Raw genomic sequence first — 25,776 nt, forward strand, 5'->3', positions numbered from 1 at the left:
GGAAGACGAAGGCAGAACTTAGCAGGAAGGTCGTTCTGGGAGCGAAGCGAACAGAACTTCCAAAAGGTTTGGGAAACACGGATGAAAAGTATTTACCGTATGCGGTTTTGAAGGTACAATCTTCATATTCCTCGATAGCTCAATGGTAGAGCACTCGGCTGTTAACCGAGGGGTTGTTGGTTCGAGCCCAACTCGGGGAGTTTTAAAGAAGAAATAGAATATCAGGCTCCATGGTCAAGCGGTTAAGACACCGCCCTTTCACGGCGGTAACAGGGGTTCAAATCCCCTTGGAGTCATTATCGGGGTGTGGCTCAGCTTGGCTAGAGCGCCTGGTTTGGGACCAGGAGGTCGCAGGTTCGAATCCTGTCACCCCGATCCAACAAATAAATATGCGGGTGTAGTTCAATGGTAGAACACCAGCCTTCCAAGCTGGATACGTGGGTTCGATTCCCATCACCCGCTTTGCAACAAAACAATATAATGGGCTATCGCCAAATGGTAAGGCAACGGACTCTGACTCCGTCATTTCAAGGTTCGAATCCTTGTAGCCCAGCTTCAAAGCAGTGGTAGATCCGCTGCTTTTTGTTTTTCTTTCAGAACTTTTCAAAATAAGTTGAATATAAGACCACAATGTTCTATAATTGGCAAGGTACCTCGATTGGAAATAAAAGGAGAAGAAAGATGCTCAAAGGAAGAACAGTTATTTTAGGAGTGACAGGAAGTATTGCCGCATATAAAATTGCTTCATTGGCAAGCATGCTTGTGAAAAAGCAGGCAAGTGTACATGTTATCATGACTCAGAATGCAATGAATTTTATCAATCCCATCACCTTTGAGACTTTGACAGGCCATAAGTGTCTGGTAGATACCTTTGACCGGAATTTTGAGTTTCAGGTAGAACATGTGTCACTGGCAAAACAGGCAGATGTAGTGATGATTGCACCGGCAAGTGCCAATGTAATCGGAAAGCTGGCACATGGAATTGCAGATGACATGCTGACAACTACGTTATTGGCATGCAGATGCCCGAAGTTCCTTTCTCCGGCCATGAATACAGCCATGTATGAGAATCCAATCGTACAGGATAATTTAAAGATCCTGAAAAAATATGGTTATGAAGTGATTACACCGGCCAGTGGGTATCTGGCGTGTGGAGATACCGGATCAGGTAAGATGCCGGAACCGGAGACTCTGTATCAGTATATTGAAAAAGAACTGGCAGGGCCGAAGGATCTGACTGGAAAGAAGGTACTGGTTACCGCAGGACCGACGCAGGAAAACATTGATCCGGTACGATATATCACCAATCATTCATCAGGAAAGATGGGCTATGCAGTGGCGAAAGCAGCTATGCTGAGGGGAGCTGAGGTTACACTGGTCAGTGGCCAGACAGCCCTGACACCACCGATGTTTGTAGATTATGTGCAGATTACAACAGCAGAAGAAATGTACCAGGCAGTCACCAGCAGAAGTGATGAGCAGGACATTATTATCAAAGCTGCTGCAGTCGCAGATTACAGACCAAAGACTGTATATGACAATAAGGTCAAAAAGCAGGATGGACAGATGTCAATCGAACTGGAAAGAACCAGAGACATTCTGGCTTATCTTGGCGAACACAAAAGAGAAAATCAGTTTTTATGCGGATTTTCTATGGAAACGGAGAATATGATAGGTAATTCCAGAGCCAAATTACAGAAGAAGAACCTGGATATGGTTGCAGCCAACAATGTAAAAGTAGAAGGTGCAGGCTTCCAGGGGGATACAAATGTAATGACTCTGATTACGCAGGATCAGGAAATTGCCCTTCCATTAATGAGTAAGGAAGAGGTAGCGGATAAGATCCTGGATACAATCAGGGATAAGATGTAACTTATACCTGACAGTAACCCGTTAACCAGATTTTCGGACAGATTCTGTCCGACCATCACCGTATTGTATCCCGGACGGGAACAGTAACAAGGAGGAAATTATGAGAAACACAAAAACAAGTAACATGACAATTATGGCGCTGATGACAGCGGTACTGCTGATCTTTGCCTGCACACCAATTGGAACGATCCCGATCGGTCCATTATCTATTTCACTGAATATGATACCGGTAGCGATCTGTGCCATAGCCATGGGTCCGGCAGGAGGAGCTGCGGCAGGGGCTATTTTTGGATTATTAAGTTTTCTGCAGTGCTTTGGAATCGGTATTCCAAGCGGAATGGGAATTATCCTGGTAGGAATTAATCCGGTTCTGGCATTTATTCAGAGATTTGTACCAAGACTTCTGGATGGACTGCTGATTGGATACATTTTCAGAGCAATCAGCAAGAAAAACGTATATGCAGGATGTGCGATTACCGGATTTTTTTCAGCGCTTTTGAATACCGTATTCTTCATGGGAGCACTGGTACTGTTATTCGGTAACACCGAATATGTACAGGGACTGATTGCCGGAAGAAATGTCATCGTCTTCATCTGCGCATTTGTAGGTGTGAATGCAGTAGTAGAGATGGTAGTAGCGACACTGATTACCGGAGCGGTAGGAAGTGCCTTATTCAGAGCAAAAGTGTTAAGCAGATAAAAGGAGAACGTCAATGATTTTGACCATAGATATCGGAAATACCAACATCGTGGTTGGTGGTATCGACAAAGAGAAAACACATTTTATAGAAAGACTTTCCACAGTACGTACCAAGACAGAATTGGAATACGCCATAGATATTAAGCTTCTGCTGGACATCTACAAGATCCGTCCGGATCAGATTGAAGGAGGCATTATTTCTTCTGTAGTACCGCAGATCACCAACATTGTGCAAATTGCCACAGAGAAGATCTTGAAAAAAGAAGTGTTGGTACTGGCGGCAGGTGTGAAGACCGGACTGAATATTAAGATCGATAATCCGGCACAGCTGGGTGCCGATCTGGTGGCAAACGCAGTGGCAGGAGTCAACTATTATCCGGTTCCTCAGATTATCATCGATATGGGAACGGCAACCACATTGTCTGTAGTAGATGAAAAAAAACAGTACATAGGCGGTATGATCCTTCCGGGACCGCGCATTTCTCTGGATGCACTTACATCCCGTGCATCCCAGCTCAGCGGCATCAGCCTGGAAGCTCCGAAGCACATCATCGGCAAGAACACGATCGAATGTATGAAGAGTGGTATTGTATACAGCAATGCAGCGGCTATGGACGGAATGATTGAACGAATCGAAGAAGAGATGGGAAGCAAGGCAACTGTGATCGCTACAGGAGGCCTGGCAAAGAGCATTGTACAGCACTGCAAACGGGAAATCATCCTGGATGAAGAACTGATGCTGAAGGGACTCTATATCATTTACGAAAAAAATAAATAAAAATAAGAACAGCAGATTTGTCTGATCAATAGAAGTCAGACAGGTCTGCTGTTTTACATTATATCTTTTCAAATGTTTCAATCAGGCAATGATGTTCTTTTTTCGCTTTATCATAATTAATTCCGACTAGAAGAATATTTCCAGTATAATTCAGAATCGAATCGGGATATTTTCGATCTTTTATTTGCTGCAATGCAGTGTGGGCATTCTGATTCCATTTCAATTCTACAATCAATGCGGGATAATCATGAATATATTCGGGCTTTGGAATATACACAAAATCGGCAAATCCCCGTCCGGTTGGCAGTTCACGGACTGGCTTGAAATAATACTGCATGGAACTTAGATATGCGATAGCCAGAATGCTGCTCAGAGAATTTTCGTCATTGTATTGAATAACGGAGGTATATTCATTATGAATTTTTTCAATTTGAGCTGCGACAGTATTACCATCCATGTCGAGTGTAGCATCTAACAGGCACTCAGATTCCTGCTGAAATCTGAGCAGATCATTCCACTTACGGCTTTCAACAGCAAGCGTCAGTTCTTGACGAATTTCTTCATTTGGAATAAATGCCATTTTTCGTGTCTGATCATACCCCAGATATCCAAGATGAATCATATAAGTGAGAACATCATCCTTATTATGAATAGTCGTGATATCATTTTTGAAAGATGCAGTATTGACTTTTGTTGAAGTACCGGAGAGCATTTCAATAATGGCACTTTTCAGTCCGTCATAGTTCATATTGATCAGTGGAACAATGGTTTCATAAGAAGCTGTTTCAGACCAGTAACTCTTAAATTCATGCCGGAGCATGACGCTGACGACAGCTTTTGGATTGTATACCTGATGACCGGAAAGTAAATAACCATTATACCATTTTTTAACTTTATCAAAGTCCTGATGATATTGTTCTGAAAGGGTTTTCACTTCATCTTCTGTAAATCCTACATATGGAGCCAGATCGCTGGCACTCAACATAGTGAATTCATCAAAGTTATTTAATGCAGACTGTGTTTTTTCCTTTTTGATAGGAAGGATACCGGTGAGATAGGCAAGCTGAATGTATTTGGTAGGTTCTGTTCCTTTAAATAATCCTCTCAGAAAATTAATGTATTCGTCTAAGACTTCGGTATTGGCAGATTCATCTCGAATCAGTACATCCCACTCATCAATAATGATAATGAATTTTTGCCCGTTGGTCTCTCTGATCAGGGAGAGGGCGTTTGGTAAAGTCTTTATATTATCAGATAAAATGCCTGGGTAGATTCCTTTCAGTTCAGTCAGTACAGAATCTATGATAAATGCAATGACTTCATCGGCATTAGAGCAGTTGGCAAGAAACCATTGGATATCGATATGGATGACATCATACTTATTAAGATGCATCTTGAAATCAGGTGACTGGCCGATGGACAGATCAGAAAACATTGTTTCAGAATTGCAGCCCTTGCTGTAATAAGCGGTGAGCATATTGGCAGCATAAGATTTTCCAAATCTACGGGGACGGCTGTTACAAATATAAGCATTAGAAGTACCAAGAACGCTGTTGGTATATTCCAGTAGCCCTGTTTTATCCACATATATTTTTGAATTTAAGGCTACCTGAAACGCACTGTTATCAGGATTGACGAATCTTCCCATGAGCTTTAAAGTCCTTTCTGGTGCTGCATATCAAGTGAGAGTGCAACGAATCAATAATTGCTTAAATTTTAGCATTTAAGAAGAAAAATGGCAAGTTGCAGAAAAAAGACAATCGAAAGAAGGAACTGATGCTGAAGGGACTCTATATCATTTACGAAAAAAATAAATAAAAAATAAGAACAGCAGATTTATCTGATCAATAGAGGTCAGACAGATCTGCTGTTTGCTTTTATAACAACACATCAGGAATGATTTTGAATCAGTCCTTTTACGATATAGGATAGATGCTGGATTTGTTCAGGATCTATTTTTTTTAAATCATTTACCAATTCTGCCAGGTATTCCGGACAGGAACATTCACTTCAGCCTCTAAGAAAAAAGGTAAAACAGATCCTGCATGTAAGAGAAAATGAATTCAGCCATAAGGCATTAAAGACACTGATCACATTTGGTCTGATCGACATCAGCTGGATCTTCTTCCGGGCAACCATGGGACAGGGAATCGTCATTCTGAAGAGAATCCTGGCATTCTGGAGACCTGGATGGATCAAGTGGGGCGTCAACTTAGATGTCATGCAATTGTCAGAGGGACGTATCTGGGTAGTAGTATTTTCACTGATCATTTTGATTGGAGCAGATATATGTAAATACGTTGGTTTTCAGGCATCACAGTTCATTATGAAACAGGGAATCTGGCTGCGGTGGCTGATTTACCTTGCAGGAATTTTTGGAATATTGATCTATGGAATCTATGGACCTGCATATTCCGCCAGCGAATTCATCTATTTCCAATTTTAGTCTATTTTGTCCTTAATCAGAGGACAATGATAAAACTTATGAAAACAGGGAGGATGGAAGAATGAAGACAAACAGGAAAGTGACATATACCAATATAAAAACCAATGAAAAAGCAAAATGGGAGATATATTGTACAGAGAATTGGTAAGGGGAATTAAGAATAATAATGAAACGATAAACAATTATACTTTACTCTGTGGTGATTTTTATTATAATAAAAATAAAGGAACTGCCAGAGGATGGCAAAATCAGATAGTGTAAAGTAATCTACAATGTAGCAGAAAAAGTGTGGAGGAAAAGGCATGAAAGATTGGAGCAGAAATGTTTAAGGAAATACTGGGTGCGGTAACTGTTTCCTGCCTGATATCATTCACATGTCAGGCAAAAGACAGCATGCCGGATGCAAGACAGATTGCAGAAGAAACATTGGATCTTTCCTATATAGGAGATCAGACTTATGATTTGGAACTGTATTCCGAAGACAGCAAAATCCATATCAGTACGATAGAATCGGCAGGAATTCTGTCGGCATATAAGAATGATTTTGACGGAGATGGTCAGCAGGAGATATTCTGTGTATCCTTCGAGGAAAGTAATGAGCCGGAGATAGAGAATGCCATACATTTTTCTGTTATAAAAAAGGAACAGGAGAACTGGAAGGTGGTAGCTCAGCAGGAAATACTGGAGACCAAAACAGATGGACGGACTGGAATCGTAAGTGGACTGAATGATGCGCTTTTATTTACTACGGAATCGGTTTCCTTTAGAGAAAAAGACGGTGTGTTTGAATTCTACTATGAATGTTATGCAGATGGAATCATGGCAACTGGACAGAAATGGTATCTGACAGGATATCGTTTCGAAAATAATCAGTTAGACTGGATAGAAGAAACAGATTCGCTGAGGTTCTGGGGTTCACCGATTTCGATGATATGGAATTCAAATGGCTCAGATACCTATGCGGATATACTGCAGAACTATCAGGCACTTGGATTCCAGAGCAGTGAAGTCAGTCAGGAATGGATGACTGCTGACCAGAATGAAGGTTTGTCTGAAATATTGAGAATGAAAAAGAACAGCACTCTATCCATGGATGATATTCAGCGGTGGTGGAATGGAGTAGGTTACGGAAAAGTGCAGAGCACATTGGCTGGATTTTATTTTTCTATTGATAATAAAGCAGATGAAATACAGGAAGAATCACTGGAGGATGAGATTGAACCAGATCAGGAAGACGATGGAATCATCTATTTAGGGACAGCGCTTGAAGCACAGGAGAGTACCGGCAGTTCTGATACATCGGCAAGAGAAAAATATGCGCCATATATAGAACAGTTTGATGAAAAGAATCAGACAGCCATACAGGAAAACCAGATGAATATTTCTGGAAAAACCTATGTTGCCTATGCAGACATTGATCAGAACGGCGTAGAAGAATGTATAGTAAAGTTCTCAAGTGACGATCCTGTGACAATTTCCAGTGACAGTATCCGAACAGAAATCTATACAGTGGAAGACGATACGGTAAAAATCGTTCTGGAACAGGAGCCGGTTGGAAGCGGCTGGTATCCAATAATACATGTGTATCAGGACTGGAATATGATCTATGCATATACATCAGGACATGCTCTGATATCATATGATTTTTATCCGTATCAGGACGGAGAGCTCAATGGTGAGGCGAGATATTCCTGTCAATATGGAATGGATGGAGTCTATTACATAGACGGTACCTACGAAACCGGAACAGTGGCATCAGAAGCAGAGTTTGAGCGTTATCTGAAACATTTAATCGGAGGAAAAGACGGGTATCCGATGGAATCCAAATAAGTAAAAAATATGAGGGAGAATGAAAATGAAAAACGAAATAAAGAAATCTTTTGGGAAAAGACTGGGTGTGTTACTGGTGTTCGTGCTTGTTTATTTAACATTTTCGGTAACTGCTTTGGCAAATAGCAGCAAGCACGTTATGGCGGTAAATGGGCGTAATGTCGGAAAAAATTATTTTGATGAATTAACATCTATAATACAGACAAGTAATCTGCCTAAGTATAAAAATAATAACAAATTATATAAATACAGCTATAATACAGACGCTGGATTATGGAATAAGAAAAAAAAGAAGGAAGTTATCAAAAAAATTTATAGTACGATGGATAGTGCATTTTCGAAAAACTCTGCTGGGGATCTGAGCTTCTTTTATTATTCGGGGCATGGAGAAAAGCCCAGTGAGAAGAATTCATCACGTGGAGCTTTGCCAATTGGTCATTTTGGAATGTTTATATCCGATAATAAAAATACAATGGACAGAATCACATTTGATGATCTGGTGAAAAAACTGGCAACCTATAAAGGCAAAATGGTTGTTATAATAGACTGCTGTTATTCAGGATGTATTGTTGAAGCTGCAAAACATTGCCTGTCGTCAAAAGATTTGAACAGATTTATGTTCGTATGTGCAGGAAGTAAAGGCGAAGAGGTTCAGTCAGGGCGATTCTCTAAGCGAGTGGTTGATATTTTGAAAAATACGTCAGAATGCGAAAAAAAAGATTTAAATAAGGATGGCTATATTTCTGGTTCGGAATTGATGAAAGATATGAAAGTATATGGACAGGGTCTGACGCATCCATTCGTAGAATATACAGACAGTCAGTATAAAACCTTTCCGATTTTTTCATATAAGGTTACGAGAAACAATTTGCTTTTGGATAAAAAGTCTCTGTCGATTTGTGTTGGAGAAACATATCAAATGAAAGTAATTGCTGGCAGGAAAAGTGGGATGCGATGGAGTAGCAGTAATAAATCTATTGCTACAGTTAATTCTACAGGGAAAATAACAGGAAAAAAAGCCGGCACAGTAAAAATTACAGCAAAGGTAGGTGGAAAAACAGCAACGTGTTCGGTAACAGTAAAAAAATCTGGAAACCAGTCATCAGCCAAAACAAATAACAAATTATCTAAGAAAGAGCAACATAAATTATACGAGAGCACGATCAAGTCTTATGCAAAGTCCATGAAGAACGGGGCGAAAAAATGGAATGAAGATTCCGGTCTGAAGACATATTTTGCTTTCGTTGATATTGACAAGAACGGAACAGATGAACTGATTGTAAGGGCAGTAAATTCCACCATGAAACAGACCACAGCCAGTACTTCCGGATATGGAGAAAATACACACATTTATACCATCAAGAACAATAAAGTAAAAAAAGTGCTGGGGAACAGTACCTATGCTCCGACATTAGGACATGTTAATTACGTTCGTGTTTATAAAAACTGTAAGTATATTGACCGAGGATTTTCACATCTTCCAGCGGATTACATTTTTTACAAATACAGTAATGGTATACTAGCTTCAAAACCAACCTATAGATTTGCTGTTGGAGGGTGGGGGACAAACTTCTGGAGTATCAATGGGAAAATTGTCTCAAAAAGTTATTGTATGAAGCAGTTAAATAAGGTATCCGGTAATAGAGAAGGATATCCAATGCACAAATATTCAGCATCAACATACAAGAACTATCTGTAGAACCAAATGAGCAAAGCGAAGGCTTTATCTTCATTGGCTGATGGAAATAAAGCTAAATGAATTGACGAGGGAGAATAAGAGGATGAAGAAGCTGGTAAAAAAACAAATCATGTGCGTAATGACAATAGCATGCTTGGTTCTGGCATTTTGTTTATGCCCGATGCAGAAAACAGAGGCAAGGGACTGGGGCGAAGACTACCCATATGGAGAACATGAGATTTTAAAATTCAATGGGAAAAATGCAACATGGAATTTACGAAAACGTGACAATGCACTGGAGTGGTATTATAGCATTCAGACAGGAACACAATCGGACACTTGGAAGAACGTAAAACTGACGACTGGTGATCCTTATGTGGTTGAAACATTTGCTGAGGAATCTCGCGATGCGAAAAACAGAACCAATGTCAGCCTGAATCTGGAGCCAACGAATCCAGGAAAAACGACGGTAACATTAAGTTTCAAAAATAGAGGGAAAAACTATAAATACAAATTTAAAGTAATTGTACGAAACTATGAGAATCCATTTGAAAGACTGAAGATTGGAAATAAGAATATAAAATCACAGTACGAAGACGGGGCAATTGATCATGGCGGAGACGACCGGGAGTATAATGAATCAGCAAGTCTCAAACTGGAGAAGGGTACTCATAAGATGGATATCAGAATGAGAAAGAACTGGAAACTGATATCTGTAAAAAATGGGAAAACGGATCTTACCAAATCAAAGAAAGTCAAGGTGGACGGAAAATATACCTACCTGACACTTATCGTTCAGAACGAAAAGACAGGGGAAAGATTGTCATATTACGTAGAAATAGTCGCTGTAGCAAAAAGTAATACTTCAAATACAGTTTTAAGATTAAACAAATCCAATATTTCTATGTATGTTACTGGATTCGCGAAAATTACAGCCACCTGTAATAAAAATTCGCAAAAAATCACATGGTTATCCAGCAACAGTAAAGTTGCAACCGTGAAAAATGGTGTGGTTACCGCTAAGAAGGCTGGTACTGCAGTCATCACAGCCAGCTGCAATGGTGTAAAAAAGACCTGTCGCATAACTGTAAAAGAAGATTGGTATAACAAAGTTCTGAAGTCCACTTCTTCTTACAGGGTAAAGTATTTAAATGGAAAGACAACCACGATATATAGAAGCCGGTTTAACAGATATCGTTTGTACGATATTAATAAGGATGGCATAAAAGAACTTTTATTATATAATGATTATGAGGAAAATGCTCTTTTTACTTTTTATAATGGAAAAGTAACGCCATTAATATACGGTACTCTTAGAGGAATTTATGTCAAAGGGAAATATCTTATCGTTCAAGAGGGATCTTCTATGAGTAGTACATATTATGTACACGTTATAGAAAAGGGTAAACTGAAACTGATTTGTAAGCTCTTTGAAACGACAAGCAGTATTGTTGCGGTTCCGGGGTATAGTGTTAACGGCAAAAAGTGTTCAAGAGCAATTTTTATAAAATCATCTGACAAATATTTGAAAAATATGAAATCTTTGCGTTGGTAATGGAAAATAAATTGGATTTATCTAAAGAGTGTTAATTGGCAGAGAGAAAAAATGACTAAAAGAAGTATCATTGTAATAGTTACATTATTAATAGGAATTGGCATAGGTGTAATTGTATATAACAAATGGAATTCACCAGAAAGGGCATTAGTTGAAACAATCATTGATGTTCATAAAGATGGAATGGATGGTCTTGAAAAGCATCTTACAGACCAGAATATAGAGTTGATTAAGAATATTCAAGATATTTCGGAAGATAATGCAATCTCCAATTTACTATCAGCTAAATCCACAGATTTTATAGTTCGGTTCTTAAAAAGTAAAGTATCAGAAATGGATTGGTCTGTTGTAGAAATCACGAAAGAAGAGGAATCTTCGGAGGCAATATTAGGTTTTAAGTATAAAGATATGTTTACCGGAACAATAGGGATTAAAATGGAAAAAGTAAAAGGAAAATGGCTGATAAGTGCAATAGGAGATTTTTCTGTTGAAGAGGTAAAATGAAAAATGCACATGTTTATACCAAGATGCCTACTTTGAGCAGAATCAGTAAGTACAAGAACTATCTATAGGCTGCAAATGAATTCAGTAAAAGCGACGGACAACTTGAAATACCTTACATAAACCGATATAATGGATGCCAGGGGCAGAAGGAATGCTCCTGGCATTTTCAAGGTTGCCAGAAAGATAGGCTCATAACTTGAATGTCATTTTTTAAAAGAGATAAATTTCAGGAGGACAGTAAGTGAGAGATATTCCGGTTTTATATATTGTAATACCCTGTTATAACGAAGCGAATACACTGCCGGTAACGGCGCCTTTGTTTCTGAATAAGATACAGGAACTGATTGAACGGAATCTGGTGCAGGACAGCAGCAGGATTCTGTTTGTGGATGATGGAAGTAAGGATGATACCTGGCAGATTATATCTACGCTGGCGAAGAATAATAAGTATTTTGCCGGCATTGCCCAGAGTAGGAACCGTGGTCATCAGAATGCGGTACTGGCGGGGTTGATGGAATCAAAGGATAAATGTGATATCACAATTTCTATAGACTGTGACGGGCAGGATGACCTGAATGCTATGAATGAGATGGTAAAAAAGTACCTGGAAGGATTTGATGTGGTGTATGGCGTGCGCAATGACCGATCTTCCGATACGTTTTTTAAGCGTTTTACAGCAGAGGCGTTTTATAAGTTGCTGCGTGTGATGGGCGTGGAAGTTGTGTTTAACCATGCCGATTACCGTCTGCTTTCTGCCAGAGTGGCAGAAGAACTGGGGAATTTCAAAGAGGTGAACATTTACCTGCGGGGGATGATTCCGCTGATTGGCTTTTCCAGTACTGAAGTATATTATGAGCGACATGAACGTATGGCAGGGAAAAGCCATTATCCACTGACGAAGATGTTGGAACTGGCTCTGAATGGGATCACCAGCCTGAGTATCAAGCCAATCCGTATTATTTCATCAATAGGTCTGGGGGTATCGGCTCTCAGTTTCCTGATGATCATCTGGACGTTTGTACGGTATTTTCAGCATCAGACGGTGCCGGGATGGGCAAGTACTCTGGATATTATCTGTCTGATGGGTGGACTTCAGCTGATCTGTCTGGGCGTGCTGGGAGAATACATAGGCAAGATCTATATGGAGACGAAGGACCGTCCGCGCTATATTATCAGCAAGCGCACTGACAATATGGAGGAAAATAATGAACTGGATAAATAAGAATAAAAAGAAGTTCTGGTTTTCCCTGCTGGTCAATGGTGCGTTATTGCTGTTACTGTTGCTGATTTTCAGGCCAAAGTATGAGACCAATGATGATATGGGGATTCTCTGTATGGTCAGCGGTGTGAAGCTGGGGGCAGATGCTCATCTGGTATACATCAATTATGTGCTGGGTAAGCTCCTGGTATTGTGTTATCAGGCAGCAGGTGGTGTACCATGGTATGCACTGATCCAGTATGGAGTGCTTCTGGGAGCGTTTACGGCAATTACCTATGTATGCCTGAACAAGATCGAGAGCTGGAATGTGATTTGGATACTTGCAGCGGTTCTGACCGCATTTTCCTTTGAGGCATATATTAAGCTGCAATATACCAAAACAGCAGGAATTCTGTCAGCAGCAGGTTTGTTTTTATTCTGTTATGCAGTGATCAGTAAAGAAAAATTTAAGCAGAGACTGCTAGGCAGTATTTTCCTTTGTGCTTTTGGGTTTATGTATCGGAATGTGCAGTTTTTTGCAGAGGCGGCACTTATGTCAGCAGCAGGAATACCGGTATTGTTTTTCTGTTGCCGTCAGCTAAAGGAAAAGAAGAATATCATTCTGGTGCAGGGATTGACAGGATGTGCAATTCTGGCAGTTGTGGTTGGCGGACTGTTTGTGGCAGATAAACTGGCATACCGTTCAGAAGTATGGCAGGATTATCTGGCATATAATACAGTCCGAACAGAACTGTATGATTATGGTTTCCCGGATTATGAATCTCACAAAGAGACCTATGATGCATTACAGATTGATGAAAATGCATTTAAGCTCTATAAGCAGTGGAATCATGGCGACTCGGAAAAGATGTCTACAGAGGTAATGAAGAGTATTGCTTCTGCAAAGCCGGAAAGGACTGTCAACAAGAAACTGATTTCCGGGTATATTCATCTGTTCCCGGTGAAGTTTTTTACCATTGCAGTATTCAATATTTTTCTGATGGTATTTCTTTACAGTTTTCTGACTGGAACATTCAGCAGAGAGTCTGTATTATCGCTGGTATTTGAGGCAGTGATGATAATGCTGTTGTATTTTTACCTGTATTATCAGGGAAGATATCTCTATAACAGAGTTGACGTGGGAATATGGCTGGCGGCATCGCTGGTGGTTATATGGAATTATAATCAGGGAAATGGAAAATATGTTTGTGTGGAAGGGGCTGTTTTGGCAGTACTGGCACTGGCAGTCTGTGTGTCACAGGGCAGCTGGGTTTCACGTTTACGAGTAAATGCTAAAGAAGATTATTCGAAAATGAGGGCATTCATCAAGGAACTTCACAGTGATCAGGAACATCTGTATCTGACAAAGATGGGAACCGTATCTTTTGCAAAAGCCTATGGCGTGTTTGATGTGATTCCAAAAGGTATGGCAGATAATCTGTATCCCCTTGGCGGATGGACAGCTAATACACCAGTCTATACAGAAGTACTGGAAAAATATGGTGTAGTCAATCCGTTTCGGGATATGATCGGCAATGAGAAGATATATCTGGTGGATAAAGAGATCGACAGAACTATGGAGTATCTGCATACCTATTATGATGCAGATGCAGAGGCAGAAGAAGTGGCAGTGAACGGAAAAACAGGAATTTATCAGATTCAATAACAGATATGATAGAACAGGGTATCTCAGAGATGGGATATCCTGTTTTTTAACGATTCAGAACCCAAAATAGTTTTCAATTGACAGAAAAAGAAAACAGTGTTATCATTTCAAAAACGAATAGTTCAATATTGAAATAATTAGAAAGGAGAAGTCATGAATCAACTGCTTTTTATGATACATAATTCACTGGAATTATATGAAAGTCTGTGCCAGCCTGTATGCAGGAATTGTAATCTGCCGCAGACTGCGCTGGACATTCTTTTGTTTTTGGCCAATAATCCGGAATATGATACTGCCAGAGACATTTGCCGGGTTCGTGGAATCAAGGCGAATCTGGTTTCATTTCATGTGGAGAAGCTGGTGCAGGAAGAATATCTGCAGCGGGAGCCGGTGCCGGGAGACAGACGCCAGGTAAAGCTCCTGCTGACAGAAAAGAGCCAGACAGTAGTTGAACAGGGCAGAGCGGTGCAGCAGAATTACCGTGAGATCCTGACAGCCCATATTACACCGTCTGACATGGAAGTATTTGGGCGCTGCATGGACACGATCCGACAGAATATAGAAGATGCAAAACACACTGAAACAAAAGCAAAATTGACAGAAAAAGGGGATAAGAAAAGATGAATTGGGTTATTATGGTTTTAGTAACATTTTTTGCAGGTATGGGCGCAGGCCTTGGCACAGGATTTGCAGGAATGAGTGCTGCCGCGGTCATCAGCCCGATGTTGATTACATTTCTTCATATGGATCCATATATGGCCGTGGGAATCGCACTGTCATCAGATGTACTGGCAAGTGCGGTATCTGCCTATACCTACGGTAAAAATAAAAATCTGGACATTAAAAATGGAATCATTATGATGTGCAGTGTGCTGGTATTTACGATAATCGGAAGTTTTATTGCCAGCCTGGTACCATCGAAGACCATGGGAGGATTTTCCACAGTCATGACGTTCCTGCTGGGCGTGAAATTCATTGTTCGTCCGGTTATGACAACGAAAGAGAGTATGCAGGCGGTGTCTGCGAAAAAGCGTGCCATACAGTCTGTCATCTGTGGAATGCTCATTGGATTTATCTGTGGTTTTGTAGGTGCCGGTGGCGGCATGATGATGCTTCTGATTCTGACCAGTGTGCTGGGATATGAACTGAAAACAGCAGTGGGAACCAGCGTATTTATTATGACATTTACCGCACTGACCGGAGCAGTATCTCACTTTGCCATTGGAGGAGCACCGGACTGGACAGTCTGGATCCTGTGTGTGGTATTCACTTTTATCTGGGCGAGAATCGCAGCTGTTTTTGCCAATAAGGCAGAGCCAAAGACACTGAACCGGGCAACCGGTGCGGTACTGGTAATTCTGGGAGCTGCAATAATGGTATTTTCGTAAAAATCAATTCCACACTTTTCATGTATTTGGAAGCATGATAAAATGAGTACTGTTCAGATCTGGTATATTCTGAACAGTATTTTTTCGCATATTTGGAGGAATGAATATATATGAATGTATTTGATATCATTGGTCCGGTAATGATCGGTCCTTCTTCCAGCCATACGGCGGGCGCAGTACGCCTGGGACGGGTTGCCTGGCAGATCCTGGAAGATGAACCGGTGAAGGCAGTGATTGAATTATCAGGTTCATTTGCACAGACTTACCGGGGACACGGGACAGATAAGGCTCTTGTTGCAGGAATTATGGGAATGAATTCATTTGATGAGAGGATTCGCTGTTCTCTGGATCTTGCGAAAGAACAGGGATTGGAGTATGAGTTTCATGAAGTGATGATACCAGAAAGTCATCCAAATACTGCGCGGATACATCTTCTTGGAAAAAGCGGAAAAACTGTGGATATCCAGGGAGCATCTGTGGGTGGAGGTAATATTCTGGTGGAAAAGATCAATGGTATGGATGTATCGTATACCGGGCAGAGTACCACGATTCTGGTGCGGCATTATGACCGCCCAGGTGCTATTGCCGCGGTGACGAATTTTATGGCATATTCCGGTGTGAATATCGGAAACTTCCGTTTGTCAAGACAGAAAAAAGGCGGGGAAGCGATCATGACTATTGAGATTGACGGAGAAGCACCGGAAAAGCTGACGGAGCAGCTGAAAGTGCTTCCTCATGTAATCAGTGCAATTATTCTGAAAGTGATATAGGTGCGGCTATGGAATATACAACAATCAATGAGCTGGTGGAGACTGCAAAGGAAAATGGAATAAGTGTCGGTGAAGCTGTTTTGAAGGATCAGGCTGCGCAGATGGAGCAGACAGAAGAGCGTCTTCTCGCACAGATGGAAGAGAGCCTGCAGGTGATGTAAAAAGCCGTAGAGAGCGGTATGGATCCGAGACTTCGCTCTACATCCGGATTAACCGGTGGAGATGCCTGGAAAATGATGAAATATGGAAAAACAGGTGGTATTACAGGAAGTTTTATGACTGGTGCCATGGCGAGAGCATTGGCAGTGTCAGAATACAACGCAGCAATGGGAAAGATTGTAGCTGCACCTACGGCCGGTTCCTGTGGGATTATGCCGGGCTGTCTGGTAAGCGTGATGAAGGAACGTGGCATTGCCAGAGAAAAGATACTCAGAGGAATGTTCCCGGTCTTACATATGGACAAAATCATGATAGGAGATATCATGTTATTGATACCGGGGAGTACCTTATATTATTGTATGAGTGCACTGGCAGAAGGAAATATGGAACAGGCAGGGGAGTATGGAAGCCAGACTTTTTTATGTGCTATGGGAATTGCCGGAGGAATGGCGATTGCGTGGTGCATCTGCGATCTGACAAGAAAATGGGAAAAATATCGGATGCAGAATTAATTGAAAAAACAGGCCGGATTATGATAAAATTGTTTAGAAAAACGTGGCAAGATTAAGAAATAGTTGAAAAAACGGGGCAGACGGATAAAGAGGGAGAACCGATGGCAATTAAAGTATATATTCTGAAAAAGTCAATTATGAAATCATCCATGGATGAATATCTGGAAATGAAAGCAGAATTAAAAGAGCGGAAGAAACTGGAAAAACAGATGAACCCGGAGAAGCAGATGGATCCGGAAAGTATGATGGAACAGAAACAGAAAAAAGAGCTTCGTGCGGTGTTTGTCTCTGAATCTGATACGGCACTGCAGGCTCTGGAGATCGCAGGTATTTCTTATGAAGGAGAAATTGATCTGGATGATATTGAGTTCTGTAAGGTGGAGTCACAGCAGAAATGTATCTGCGGGAACCTTCATATTCCAAGGCGGAATGATGTGCTGGGAGAAAAAATCCGTATGTACTTTTTTGCAAACCGGAAGAATATTGTGATTATCGATGATGAGGAATTTGCCGAAAAAGTCATTAAGCGGATCATAGCCAGCAGAACCAAGCCGGGACAGAGCAGAGAACGTTTTTTGTATAATTTCTGCGCGAAATTTATGGATGAAGACCTGGACAATCTGGGAAGATATGAAAAAAAGATCATGAATATAGAAGAAGAGATCAACGAAGATGATTTGGATGAGGTTACGGAAGAGATTGCATTACTTCGAAAAGAACTTCTGATTCTGAGAGAGTATTATGATGAAATGAATGACTTTGGAAAACAACTGGAGGAAAATGAGAATAATTTCTTTTCCGGAAAAAACCTGTCTTATTTCGGTACCATTTCTGACCGGGCTGACCGTCTCATGGGCCGGACCATGTATCTGCTGGATTACATTGGTCAGGTTCGTGATACCTACCAGGGAAAAGTGGCAGAGCACCAGAACGATAACATGGAGTTCCTGACCATTATTTCCACGATTTTCTTCCCGTTGACTTTAATTACAGGCTGGTATGGGATGAACTTCGATAACATGCCGGAGCTGACCCATGGATATCCTTTTGTAATAGGTTTAAGCCTTCTGGTGGTCGCTGTGATTATCATTATCTTCAAGAAAAGGAAGATACTATAAATAGCTGCTAAAACTCTCATTCCGGATTGCAGGATGGGAGTTTTTTGAGTATACTAGAACGGAAAGATCGGTTGATGTGAAGGAGAATCGGAAATGAGTTTGGAAACAGAAGAGGTAAAGTTCCGTACAGGATTTATGGGCTATCAGAAGTCTGATGTAGATACTTATATAACGCGGGTAAAGATAGAACTGGAAGATCAGGAGAAGCAGCAGAGAAAGCTGGAAGAGGAGATTCAGGAACAGAGAACGGAGATTGAAGATCAGCAGAAGCGTTTAGACGAGGCTGAGAAAAAATATGAGGATCTGAAACGGGAATATGAAGAATACCGCAATCGTATGGAGGCAGAAGGTGCAGACCCGAAAACTATTCAGGATGCGATCCTGAATGCTCAGAGAATGAGTGAGATTGTGATTGTAGAAGCACAGCAAAAGGCATTTGATATCCGTGAGAAAGCCCGTAAAGATAAAAAGCAACAGGAAGAAGAAGGAAAGAAGATGGTGGAAGATGCCAAGGCAGAAGCTTTGCGTGTGACATCAGAAGCAGAACTGCGCTGTGACAGCCTGCAGCATGAATATGACAGGATACTGATGGATGTGACCGGATTCAAGGCAGAGATCATGAAAATGTACCGCAAGCATATGGAATTACTGGCTGCTCTCCCACCAAAAGAGATCGTGGAAGCAGAAGAGATATCCGAAGATCAGGAAAACGAAAAAGATCAGGAATCTTTGGAAAAAAGTGCAAATGAATGAGGACATTCGAGAGTTGTTGAGGTAGGCATATGTTTTTCATGATGGGAATTACAGAAGGCAGAAAGAAACTGAATTTTCAGCAGACAGTGGTTTGCAGTCAGTGTGGAAGGTATGGACGGTACATGGTATACATGACGTATACCGTATTGTCATTATTTTTCATTCCCTGCCTGAAGTGGAATAAGCAGTATTATGTTGAGAGCAGTTGCTGTCATACTACATATCGGTTGAATCCAGAAGTTGGAAAACGGATAGATCGGGGCGAACAGCCGGAGATTCATCCACAGGATCTGGAGAGAATGAATGGGTATCAGCAGGGAGGATGGAAACACTGTGTGAACTGTGGGTATACTACGCAGGAGGATTTTGAATATTGCCCGAAGTGTGGAAATCGGTTCTAGAATTTGATTTTATCCCAATTACATATTGGATAAACATAATAAATAGTGCAGGAGGATTTGAAGTATGGAACGTGTAGTGAATTTTTTAAAAGATGCAGGAACTTATTATCTGGCAACGGTAGAAGGTGACCAGCCAAGAGTCAGACCATTTGGAACAGCTCATATCTTTGAAGGAAAGCTGTATATCCAGACTGGTAAGGTGAAGGATGTATCAAAGCAGCTTCATGCCAATCCAAAAGCGGAGATCTGTGCATTTCATAATGGTGAATGGCTGCGCGTAGCCGGTGAACTGGTGGAAGATGACAGAAGAGAAGCAAGACAGTCTATGCTGGATGCATATCCGTCTTTACAGAAAATGTATTCTGCAGATGACGGAAATACAGAAGTATTCTATTTCAAAAATGCAACAGCAACCTTCAGTTCTTTTACGCATGAGCCGGAAGTTATAAAGTTTTAGATATAGGCAATAAACAGACAGGGCAGTGAAGATATCATTAATGCAGAAATGGAAAATAGTGTGTAACTGCTCAGAACCCATCGTGAAGATACTGAACAGTTATGCATAAAAAACAGGTAAAATTTTTATGAAAGACAGGCAGACAGTGCCCGAATGTATTAAAGTTCGAGGTGCCAGAGTACATAACTTAAAGAATATTAATGTCGATGTGCCATTGAATCAGATTGTAGGGATTGCCGGAGTATCAGGCTCCGGCAAATCTTCACTGGCACTTGGTGTATTGTACGCAGAAGGTTCCAGACGATATCTGGAATCCTTATCTACGTATACCAGAAGAAGAATGACAGGTACAGCCAAGGCAAAGGTGGATGAGGTGCTATATGTGCCGGCGGCACTGGCGTTGCATCAGCGTCCGGCAGTTCCTGGAATCCGCAGTACCTTTGGAACAGGAACGGAACTGCTGAACAGTCTGAGACTGATGTATTCCAGACTGGCATCCCACAGATGTCCTAACGGGCACTACGTGCCTCCGACACTAAAGGTGGCAGCGGAACAAGAAATCATCTGTCCGGAATGCGGCGCAGTGGTTCGACCGCCGAGTGCAGAAGAACTGGCTTTTAATTCCCAGGGAGCCTGCTCTAAATGTGGCGGAACCGGAAGTGTTCGTACGGTCGACCTGAATTCATTGGTGCCGGATGATTCTCTTAGCATTGATGACGGAGCAGTTGCACCATGGAACAGTCTGATGTGGTCGTTGATGACGGATGTCTGCCGGGAAATGGGAGTACGGACCGATATACCATTTAGGGAACTGACGGATCAGGAAAAAGAAATTGTCTATCACGGACCGGCAGAGAAAAAGCATATTTTTTATAAAGCAAAGAAGTCTAATCAGGCTGGTGAACTGGATTTTACTTATTATAATGCAGTTTATACTGTGGAGAATGCGCTGGCAAAAGTAAAAGACGAAAAAGGTATGAAACGGGTAGAAAAGTTCCTGAAAGAAGAGGTTTGCCCTGCATGTCATGGCAGCAGATTATCGGAAGAAGCCAGAGCACCAAGAATAAGAGGTATTGGTCTGGATCAGGCTTGTCAGATGACACTGGGAGATCTGGTAAAATGGGTGGCAGGAGTGCCGGGTACTCTTCCAAAAGAGATGCGGCCCATGGCAGAGAGTATCTGTGAATCCTTCCAGACGGTAGCCAAAAGACTGATGGATCTGGGACTGTCTTATCTGACACTGGATCGGGCAGCATTGACCCTTTCTACTGGAGAACGCCAGCGTATGCAGCTGGCAAGGGCTGTGCGCAACCGTACTACGGGAGTCATGTATGTACTGGATGAACCATCGATCGGGCTTCATCCGTCGAATATTGTGGGATTGAATGCAGTGATGCATGATCTGGTGGCAGACGGTAATTCTGTCATTTTGGTGGATCATGATACACAGATCCTGTCAGAAGCTAACTGGATCATTGAAATGGGACCGGAAGCCGGGAACGGTGGAGGATATGTAATTGCAGAAGGTAGCATTCCTGAGATTACAGCAAATGCAGATTCTATGATTGGACCATTTTTATCAGATCAGGCAGAGAAGAGAGTTCGTAGCCAGACAGAGGAACAAAATCTGTTTACACTTGGAAAGATCTATTTATCGACTGAAGCACTTCACACGGTAAAGCCTCTGGAAGTTCATATTCCCAAGGGACGTCTGACCGTAGTGACAGGAGTATCAGGCTCCGGAAAGACAACCATGGTACTGGAGAGTCTGATTCCGGCACTGCAGGCACAGATCAATGGAACGCGTCTGCCGGAGCATGTGAAAAGTGTGATAGCAGAGGACATTTCTCATGTGAAGTTGATTGATGCCACGCCCATCGGCATCAATGTCCGTTCTACCGTGGCTACTTATGTCAATGTACATGATGAACTGCGAAAGATCTATGCGCGGACAGCAGATGCAAAGAAATGGAAATACAAAGCGGGAGATTTTTCTTATAATACGGGTAAATTGCGTTGTCCGGTATGTGACGGAACAGGAGAGATCAGTCTGGATGTGCAGTTTCTTCCAGATGTAGATGTGCCATGTCCGGAGTGTGGTGGATCACGTTATGGAAAAGAAGCATATCAGGTTTATCATGAGAATAAAAAAGGACAGAAGATTTCTCTGCCACAGATGATGGCAATGGATATTCACACAGCACTGGAAGTGACGGAAGATCTGAAGACGGTGCATCAGCGGCTGGAAGTACTGGAAAAGCTGGGACTTGGATATCTGACTCTGGGAGAAGAGACACCAAGCCTGTCGGGTGGAGAAGCACAGCGTCTGAAGCTGGCAAGTGAGATGGGAAAAGGTCAAGCGGATTCGGTATTTGTTTTTGACGAACCGACCATTGGACTTCATCCTCTGGATGTGAGAACGCTTCTGCAGGTGTTCCAGACATTGATCGAGAATGGGGCTACTGTAGTGATTATCGAACATGATCTGGATGTAATTCGAAATGCAGATTATATAATTGATATGGGACCCGGCGGCGGAGAAGCCGGGGGACGAATCGTAGCAGCCGGAACACCGGAGCAGATACAGAAGAATCCAGAGAGTATCACAGGAAGATATATCTGACAGATCTTTGATGGTATCCATTAAGCAGCAGGAAAAAGCACCCCGCACATTCATCGGTGTACGCAGCGGAGTGATCAGAACACCTGAGACAGAAGAAAGCTTCTGATTCCATTAGAGGAAAATATGTTTCTGAAAAAGAAGGATATTTCAGAAAAGTTCTATACAATTCAGCGCAGACTGATCGAAGAATTCATTCGGATATTGAAACAAAAATAACTATGAGGAAGAGAAAATGGAACTGAGTTTATTGTTGATGCAGGAAATAATCAAACTTTTTGCCATAATGGTAATGGGCTATGTGATTGTGAAAACCGGACTTCTGAAGTCTTCAGACAGTAAAAGCCTGTCCGTTATTATGGCGTATCTGATCAATCCATGTGTGATTCTTAATGCATTTCAGGTGGATGCCACACCGGAAGTACAAAAAGGGCTGTTACTGGCATGTATAGCTGCCACAGCAGTACATATTTTGTTTCTGGCGGTTACGGCTATTCTGAAAAAGCCGCTGCATCTGGATGTGATCGAGCGGGCATCTTTGATTTACCCTAATGCGGGTATTTTGGTCATTCCGCTGGTACAGAGACTTCTTGGTCAGGAATATGTGATCTATTCCAGTGCTTTTATTGCCATACAGCTGATCCTGCTCTGGACACACTGCAAAAATATGCTTTGCGCGGAACAGTCCATAGACTGGAAAAAGATTGTATTGAATGTCAATATTATTTCCATAGCAGTCGGTATTATATTCTTTTTACTGCGTTTAGAGTTCCCTTCAGGAGTGCAGGATGTACTTGGATCTGTGAGCAATATGATCGGACCGGTGGGAATGCTGATTGCGGGAATGGTCATAGCGGACAAGTCGCTTCTGTCTGTATTCTCCAGAAAAAGAAGTTATCTGTCTGCAGCACTCAGACTGCTGGTTTATCCGGTTCTGGTGCTGATATTGATGAAGATCATCTGCAATATAAGCGGTGCAGCAGATACAGAGAACATCCTGCTGACAGTATATCTGGCATCTATTACACCGGCCTGTGCCATGATCACGACGATGGCACAGTTATATGACAGAGATGCAGCCTATGCCAGTTCTTTATATGTGCTAACAACGCTGTTATCCATACTTACCATGCCAGTGATGGTATTTCTGTTTCAGATAGTAATGTAAAATAGAGAGAAAAGAGGAATGTTGGGAGACGGTTCCTGCATAAATAATTACAGCGTTAATTTTGAAAATTGTAAATATAATACAGAACGCGGTATAGGAAATACAGATCTTTCGGATGTAGGAGGGGAGAAGGAGTGAAGTCAGTATCTGTATATGCCATTACACGGAATCAGAATCTAAAATCTTTGCAGAAAGCAGAGCAGCATCTGTCTGGCAGGGAATATCCTCTGAAGATCCGGGAATGGGAACTGGCCAGTATGAGAGAATTGATAAAACAGTTGGAAGTTCATATGCAGGAAGTATATGTTCTTAGCTTTTTCTATTCTTTTCAGATCCCAAGACTGGGGAAGGAATTTGATCTTATTCAGATAAAAGAAAACCAGATATTGAATATAGAATTGAAGAGTGGAACAGTATCGGATGAGGCTATTCGAAAACAACTGATTCAGAATCGTTATTATCTGTCTGTACTTGGCCGGCCGATTCGCTCTTATACCTATATCAGCAGTCAGAATCGCCTGGTGCGCCTGACGAATCATGATCACATTGTCAATGCCGGCTGGGATGAGTTGTGTGCGGACTTGCAAAATGACAGTCGTGATTATGAGGGGGATATAGAGGAACTTTTTCAGGCAGAATGGTATCTGATCTCACCATTGGAAGAGCCGGATCGCTTTCTCAGAAAAGAGTATTTTCTTACTTCTCAGCAGAGAGATATAGAAAGGCAGATTTTAAGAAAAATGAAAGCAAAAGAGGGACAATATTTCTGGTTCAGTGGTCTGCCCGGGACCGGGAAAACATTGCTTCTCTATGATATTGCAATGAAATTATCCAGACGGAGGTCTGTATGTATCATTCATTGTGGTGAGTCCGGCAAAAAGTGGAAAATATTGCATGAACGGCTGCGCAGGATAGATTTTTTATCCGATACTCAGATAGAAGAAAAAACAGATTTAAGGTCTTATTATGCTATTTTAGTTGATGAAGCACATCTTTTATCAACGGAAAAACTAAAACTCCTTACGGAAACGAATGCGGTTTGTCCGATTATATTCTCCAGTGACTATGAGGATATGATTGCAGAAGAAGAACTGGGGGAAAGTATAGGAAAAACATTGGAAAGACTTCCGGCAATCCAGACATTTCGTCTGACGAACCGTATTCGGACCAATGCGGAACTGTCTTCCTTTATCCAGAATATGATGCATCTGCCGGGAAAAAGCAATCACAGATCTTATCCAAATGTGGAGATTGTTTACGCCAATAACAGAAAAGAGGCAGAAAATCTGCTGCTAGGATACAGCAGTCGAGGTTATCTTAGTAAAGAAGAAGCCCCGGAAGTGAAAATTGCAGCAGTAAGAGATGTAGAGCGGTTGGCAGTGCTTCTGGATGAGCGGTATTATTATGATGGAAACGGGTATCTCAGGTCAGCCAGATACTACGGACATGGCATGTCAGATGTAAGATTGCTGTTTCATACACTGAATCAGGCAAAAGAAGAACTGGCACTGGTGGTAATGGAGAATGAAAAACTCTATAGTTCACTGTTAGAACTAATATAAGGTTAAAATCCGTCCGTCTTTTTTCAGAATACCTTCGTTTTCCAGATTTTTCAGCTCCCTTGTCATGGCGCTGCGGTCTACGCTGAGATACTGAGCCAGAGCAGTGTAAGACATAGGAACCTTTATATTCTGACTGTGTGTTTCGGCAGAGAGACTGTTCAGATAGGCCAGAATCTTCTCACGGGTAGTAGATCTGGACAGCACATAGATGCGGTTCATCTGCTGTCTGGACTGCAGGGCTGTCATCTGCAGAAGATTGCTGACCATCTGGCTGTGATGGTTACAGGCATGCTCACATCGCTTAATAACGTGCTCATAATCTATAAACATGACTTTCGTTTCTTCTTCCGCATTGACATAATAGTGCTGGGAATCAGCCGGAAGAAGAAACGGTTCTCCGAAAACCGCATCTTTTTTCAATTCATCGATCAGATACTGGTTGCCTGCTTCATCGCAGCAATACAGTACGGCGCGACCGGAAAGAATCAGGCCGATCTTATTCATGGAATGAGAGTATTCCATGATTGTTTCTCCATTTTGAAAAATTGTCTCTTTCGCCTGAAAACAGACACGCATTCTTTCCTGTTCTTCGGGAAGAATATCCGTAAAAAGTGTAATCTGGGACATGGTGATTCTCCTTT

Annotated in this window: 23 protein-coding genes, 5 tRNA genes and 1 pseudogene; 27 read left to right on the forward strand and 2 right to left on the reverse strand. The window is 41.7% G+C overall.

The window, feature by feature from the left end:
- Positions 1-128 precede the first annotated feature (128 nt).
- From H8716_RS15200 to H8716_RS15235, 8 genes are all read left to right on the forward strand, one after another.
- Positions 129-200: transfer RNA gene (locus H8716_RS15200), tRNA-Asn, on the forward strand.
- 24 nt (positions 201-224) lie between these two features.
- Positions 225-296, forward strand: a tRNA-Glu gene (locus tag H8716_RS15205).
- 4 nt (positions 297-300) lie between these two features.
- Positions 301-375: transfer RNA gene (locus H8716_RS15210), tRNA-Pro, on the forward strand.
- Between the two features lie 16 nt (positions 376-391).
- A tRNA-Gly gene (locus tag H8716_RS15215) sits at positions 392-462 on the forward strand.
- Between the two features lie 19 nt (positions 463-481).
- Positions 482-553, forward strand: a tRNA-Gln gene (locus H8716_RS15220).
- Between the two features lie 128 nt (positions 554-681).
- The gene (gene coaBC / locus H8716_RS15225; RefSeq protein ID WP_249309853.1) at positions 682-1,872 is read left to right on the forward strand and encodes a bifunctional phosphopantothenoylcysteine decarboxylase/phosphopantothenate--cysteine ligase CoaBC; all 1,191 of its coding nucleotides are present in this window, start codon (positions 682-684) and stop codon (positions 1,870-1,872) included.
- 100 nt (positions 1,873-1,972) lie between these two features.
- Positions 1,973-2,572 (forward strand): ECF transporter S component, encoded by a 600-nt coding sequence (locus H8716_RS15230; protein ID WP_249309854.1) that lies wholly within the window; start codon positions 1,973-1,975, stop codon positions 2,570-2,572.
- 13 nt (positions 2,573-2,585) lie between these two features.
- Complete coding sequence (locus tag H8716_RS15235; protein WP_249309855.1) at positions 2,586-3,350, forward strand: type III pantothenate kinase; 765 nt, start codon at positions 2,586-2,588, stop codon at positions 3,348-3,350.
- A gap of 58 nt (positions 3,351-3,408) precedes the next feature.
- Here H8716_RS15235 and H8716_RS15240 read toward each other — a convergent pair whose 3' ends face one another.
- A complete protein-coding gene (locus H8716_RS15240) occupies positions 3,409-4,998 on the reverse strand; it encodes an AAA family ATPase (RefSeq protein WP_249309856.1) in 1,590 nt (529 codons plus the stop codon).
- A 489-nt stretch (positions 4,999-5,487) separates the two neighbouring features.
- Between H8716_RS15240 and H8716_RS15245 the strand changes: the two genes are divergently transcribed.
- From H8716_RS15245 to H8716_RS15335, 19 genes and pseudogenes are all read left to right on the forward strand, one after another.
- Complete coding sequence (locus H8716_RS15245) at positions 5,488-5,796, forward strand: hypothetical protein (protein WP_249309857.1); 309 nt, start codon at positions 5,488-5,490, stop codon at positions 5,794-5,796.
- 321 nt (positions 5,797-6,117) lie between these two features.
- Positions 6,118-7,626 carry a hypothetical protein gene (locus tag H8716_RS15250; protein ID WP_249309858.1) on the forward strand — a complete coding sequence of 503 codons (1,509 nt, stop codon included), beginning with the start codon at positions 6,118-6,120 and terminating at the stop codon, positions 7,624-7,626.
- A 25-nt stretch (positions 7,627-7,651) separates the two neighbouring features.
- Positions 7,652-9,325, forward strand: coding sequence for an Ig-like domain-containing protein (locus H8716_RS15255; RefSeq protein WP_249309859.1), 1,674 nt, complete (start codon positions 7,652-7,654; stop codon positions 9,323-9,325).
- Positions 9,326-9,407: 82 nt separating this feature from the next.
- A complete protein-coding gene (locus tag H8716_RS15260; RefSeq protein WP_249309860.1) occupies positions 9,408-10,859 on the forward strand; it encodes an Ig-like domain-containing protein in 1,452 nt (483 codons plus the stop codon).
- Between the two features lie 51 nt (positions 10,860-10,910).
- A complete protein-coding gene (locus tag H8716_RS15265; RefSeq protein WP_249309861.1) occupies positions 10,911-11,363 on the forward strand; it encodes a hypothetical protein in 453 nt (150 codons plus the stop codon).
- A 241-nt stretch (positions 11,364-11,604) separates the two neighbouring features.
- Positions 11,605-12,585 (forward strand): glycosyltransferase family 2 protein, encoded by a 981-nt coding sequence (locus H8716_RS15270; RefSeq protein ID WP_249309862.1) that lies wholly within the window; start codon positions 11,605-11,607, stop codon positions 12,583-12,585.
- On the forward strand, positions 12,569-14,227 hold the full coding sequence (locus H8716_RS15275; RefSeq protein WP_249309863.1) for a hypothetical protein: 1,659 nt from the start codon (positions 12,569-12,571) through the stop codon (positions 14,225-14,227). Before H8716_RS15270 ends, H8716_RS15275 begins: the two co-directional genes overlap by 17 nt.
- Positions 14,228-14,380: 153 nt before the next feature.
- The gene (locus H8716_RS15280; RefSeq protein WP_249309864.1) at positions 14,381-14,851 is read left to right on the forward strand and encodes a MarR family winged helix-turn-helix transcriptional regulator; all 471 of its coding nucleotides are present in this window, start codon (positions 14,381-14,383) and stop codon (positions 14,849-14,851) included.
- Complete coding sequence (locus H8716_RS15285) at positions 14,848-15,615, forward strand: sulfite exporter TauE/SafE family protein (protein ID WP_249309865.1); 768 nt, start codon at positions 14,848-14,850, stop codon at positions 15,613-15,615. Before H8716_RS15280 ends, H8716_RS15285 begins: the two co-directional genes overlap by 4 nt.
- Positions 15,616-15,725: 110 nt before the next feature.
- Positions 15,726-16,385 (forward strand): L-serine ammonia-lyase, iron-sulfur-dependent subunit beta, encoded by a 660-nt coding sequence (gene sdaAB, locus H8716_RS15290; protein ID WP_249309866.1) that lies wholly within the window; start codon positions 15,726-15,728, stop codon positions 16,383-16,385.
- 8 nt (positions 16,386-16,393) lie between these two features.
- The gene (locus H8716_RS15295) at positions 16,394-16,546 is read left to right on the forward strand and encodes a hypothetical protein (RefSeq protein WP_249309867.1); all 153 of its coding nucleotides are present in this window, start codon (positions 16,394-16,396) and stop codon (positions 16,544-16,546) included.
- A 15-nt stretch (positions 16,547-16,561) separates the two neighbouring features.
- Positions 16,562-17,056: pseudogene (locus tag H8716_RS15300) on the forward strand (L-serine ammonia-lyase, iron-sulfur-dependent, subunit alpha); the annotation flags it as partial.
- Between the two features lie 101 nt (positions 17,057-17,157).
- The gene (locus tag H8716_RS15305; RefSeq protein WP_249309869.1) at positions 17,158-18,174 is read left to right on the forward strand and encodes a magnesium transporter CorA family protein; all 1,017 of its coding nucleotides are present in this window, start codon (positions 17,158-17,160) and stop codon (positions 18,172-18,174) included.
- A 93-nt stretch (positions 18,175-18,267) separates the two neighbouring features.
- Positions 18,268-18,927: a coiled-coil domain-containing protein gene (locus H8716_RS15310; protein WP_249309870.1), complete on the forward strand. Its 660-nt coding sequence runs from the start codon at positions 18,268-18,270 to the stop codon at positions 18,925-18,927.
- Positions 18,928-18,956: 29 nt separating this feature from the next.
- Entirely contained in the window at positions 18,957-19,328 is a 372-nt protein-coding gene (locus H8716_RS15315; RefSeq protein WP_249309871.1) for a zinc ribbon domain-containing protein, read from the forward strand.
- A gap of 64 nt (positions 19,329-19,392) precedes the next feature.
- Positions 19,393-19,785: a pyridoxamine 5'-phosphate oxidase family protein gene (locus H8716_RS15320; RefSeq protein WP_249309872.1), complete on the forward strand. Its 393-nt coding sequence runs from the start codon at positions 19,393-19,395 to the stop codon at positions 19,783-19,785.
- Between the two features lie 127 nt (positions 19,786-19,912).
- Positions 19,913-22,408 (forward strand): excinuclease ABC subunit UvrA, encoded by a 2,496-nt coding sequence (locus H8716_RS15325; protein ID WP_249309873.1) that lies wholly within the window; start codon positions 19,913-19,915, stop codon positions 22,406-22,408.
- A gap of 232 nt (positions 22,409-22,640) precedes the next feature.
- Positions 22,641-23,573: an AEC family transporter gene (locus H8716_RS15330; RefSeq protein ID WP_249309874.1), complete on the forward strand. Its 933-nt coding sequence runs from the start codon at positions 22,641-22,643 to the stop codon at positions 23,571-23,573.
- A gap of 134 nt (positions 23,574-23,707) precedes the next feature.
- The gene (locus H8716_RS15335; protein WP_249309875.1) at positions 23,708-25,135 is read left to right on the forward strand and encodes a P-loop NTPase family protein; all 1,428 of its coding nucleotides are present in this window, start codon (positions 23,708-23,710) and stop codon (positions 25,133-25,135) included.
- Here H8716_RS15335 and H8716_RS15340 read toward each other — a convergent pair.
- Positions 25,127-25,762: a Crp/Fnr family transcriptional regulator gene (locus H8716_RS15340; protein ID WP_249309876.1), complete on the reverse strand. Its 636-nt coding sequence runs from the start codon at positions 25,760-25,762 to the stop codon at positions 25,127-25,129. The two genes, H8716_RS15335 and H8716_RS15340, sit on opposite strands and share 9 nt — an antisense overlap.
- Positions 25,763-25,776 lie beyond the last annotated feature (14 nt).

The sequence above is a fragment of the Jingyaoa shaoxingensis genome, from assembly GCF_014385005.1.
Taxonomy (GTDB): Bacteria; Bacillota; Clostridia; order Lachnospirales; family Lachnospiraceae; genus Marvinbryantia; species Marvinbryantia shaoxingensis.

What these genes read in the sequence shown, in the direction of transcription:
- coaBC (WP_249309853.1), top strand. Translation starts at nt 682, where the DNA reads ATGCTCAAAGGAAGAACAGTTATTTTAGGAGTGACAGGAAGTATTGCC.
- H8716_RS15230 (WP_249309854.1), top strand. Translation starts at nt 1,973, where the DNA reads ATGAGAAACACAAAAACAAGTAACATGACAATTATGGCGCTGATGACA.
- H8716_RS15235 (WP_249309855.1), top strand. Translation starts at nt 2,586, where the DNA reads ATGATTTTGACCATAGATATCGGAAATACCAACATCGTGGTTGGTGGT.
- H8716_RS15240 (WP_249309856.1), bottom strand. Translation starts at nt 4,998, where the DNA reads ATGGGAAGATTCGTCAATCCTGATAACAGTGCGTTTCAGGTAGCCTTA.
- H8716_RS15245 (WP_249309857.1), top strand. Translation starts at nt 5,488, where the DNA reads ATGGGACAGGGAATCGTCATTCTGAAGAGAATCCTGGCATTCTGGAGA.
- H8716_RS15250 (WP_249309858.1), top strand. Translation starts at nt 6,118, where the DNA reads ATGTTTAAGGAAATACTGGGTGCGGTAACTGTTTCCTGCCTGATATCA.
- H8716_RS15255 (WP_249309859.1), top strand. Translation starts at nt 7,652, where the DNA reads ATGAAAAACGAAATAAAGAAATCTTTTGGGAAAAGACTGGGTGTGTTA.
- H8716_RS15260 (WP_249309860.1), top strand. Translation starts at nt 9,408, where the DNA reads ATGAAGAAGCTGGTAAAAAAACAAATCATGTGCGTAATGACAATAGCA.
- H8716_RS15265 (WP_249309861.1), top strand. Translation starts at nt 10,911, where the DNA reads ATGACTAAAAGAAGTATCATTGTAATAGTTACATTATTAATAGGAATT.
- H8716_RS15275 (WP_249309863.1), top strand. Translation starts at nt 12,569, where the DNA reads ATGAACTGGATAAATAAGAATAAAAAGAAGTTCTGGTTTTCCCTGCTG.
- H8716_RS15280 (WP_249309864.1), top strand. Translation starts at nt 14,381, where the DNA reads ATGAATCAACTGCTTTTTATGATACATAATTCACTGGAATTATATGAA.
- H8716_RS15285 (WP_249309865.1), top strand. Translation starts at nt 14,848, where the DNA reads ATGAATTGGGTTATTATGGTTTTAGTAACATTTTTTGCAGGTATGGGC.
- sdaAB (WP_249309866.1), top strand. Translation starts at nt 15,726, where the DNA reads ATGAATGTATTTGATATCATTGGTCCGGTAATGATCGGTCCTTCTTCC.
- H8716_RS15295 (WP_249309867.1), top strand. Translation starts at nt 16,394, where the DNA reads ATGGAATATACAACAATCAATGAGCTGGTGGAGACTGCAAAGGAAAAT.
- H8716_RS15305 (WP_249309869.1), top strand. Translation starts at nt 17,158, where the DNA reads ATGGCAATTAAAGTATATATTCTGAAAAAGTCAATTATGAAATCATCC.
- H8716_RS15310 (WP_249309870.1), top strand. Translation starts at nt 18,268, where the DNA reads ATGAGTTTGGAAACAGAAGAGGTAAAGTTCCGTACAGGATTTATGGGC.
- H8716_RS15315 (WP_249309871.1), top strand. Translation starts at nt 18,957, where the DNA reads ATGTTTTTCATGATGGGAATTACAGAAGGCAGAAAGAAACTGAATTTT.
- H8716_RS15320 (WP_249309872.1), top strand. Translation starts at nt 19,393, where the DNA reads ATGGAACGTGTAGTGAATTTTTTAAAAGATGCAGGAACTTATTATCTG.
- H8716_RS15325 (WP_249309873.1), top strand. Translation starts at nt 19,913, where the DNA reads ATGAAAGACAGGCAGACAGTGCCCGAATGTATTAAAGTTCGAGGTGCC.
- H8716_RS15330 (WP_249309874.1), top strand. Translation starts at nt 22,641, where the DNA reads ATGGAACTGAGTTTATTGTTGATGCAGGAAATAATCAAACTTTTTGCC.
- H8716_RS15340 (WP_249309876.1), bottom strand. Translation starts at nt 25,762, where the DNA reads ATGTCCCAGATTACACTTTTTACGGATATTCTTCCCGAAGAACAGGAA.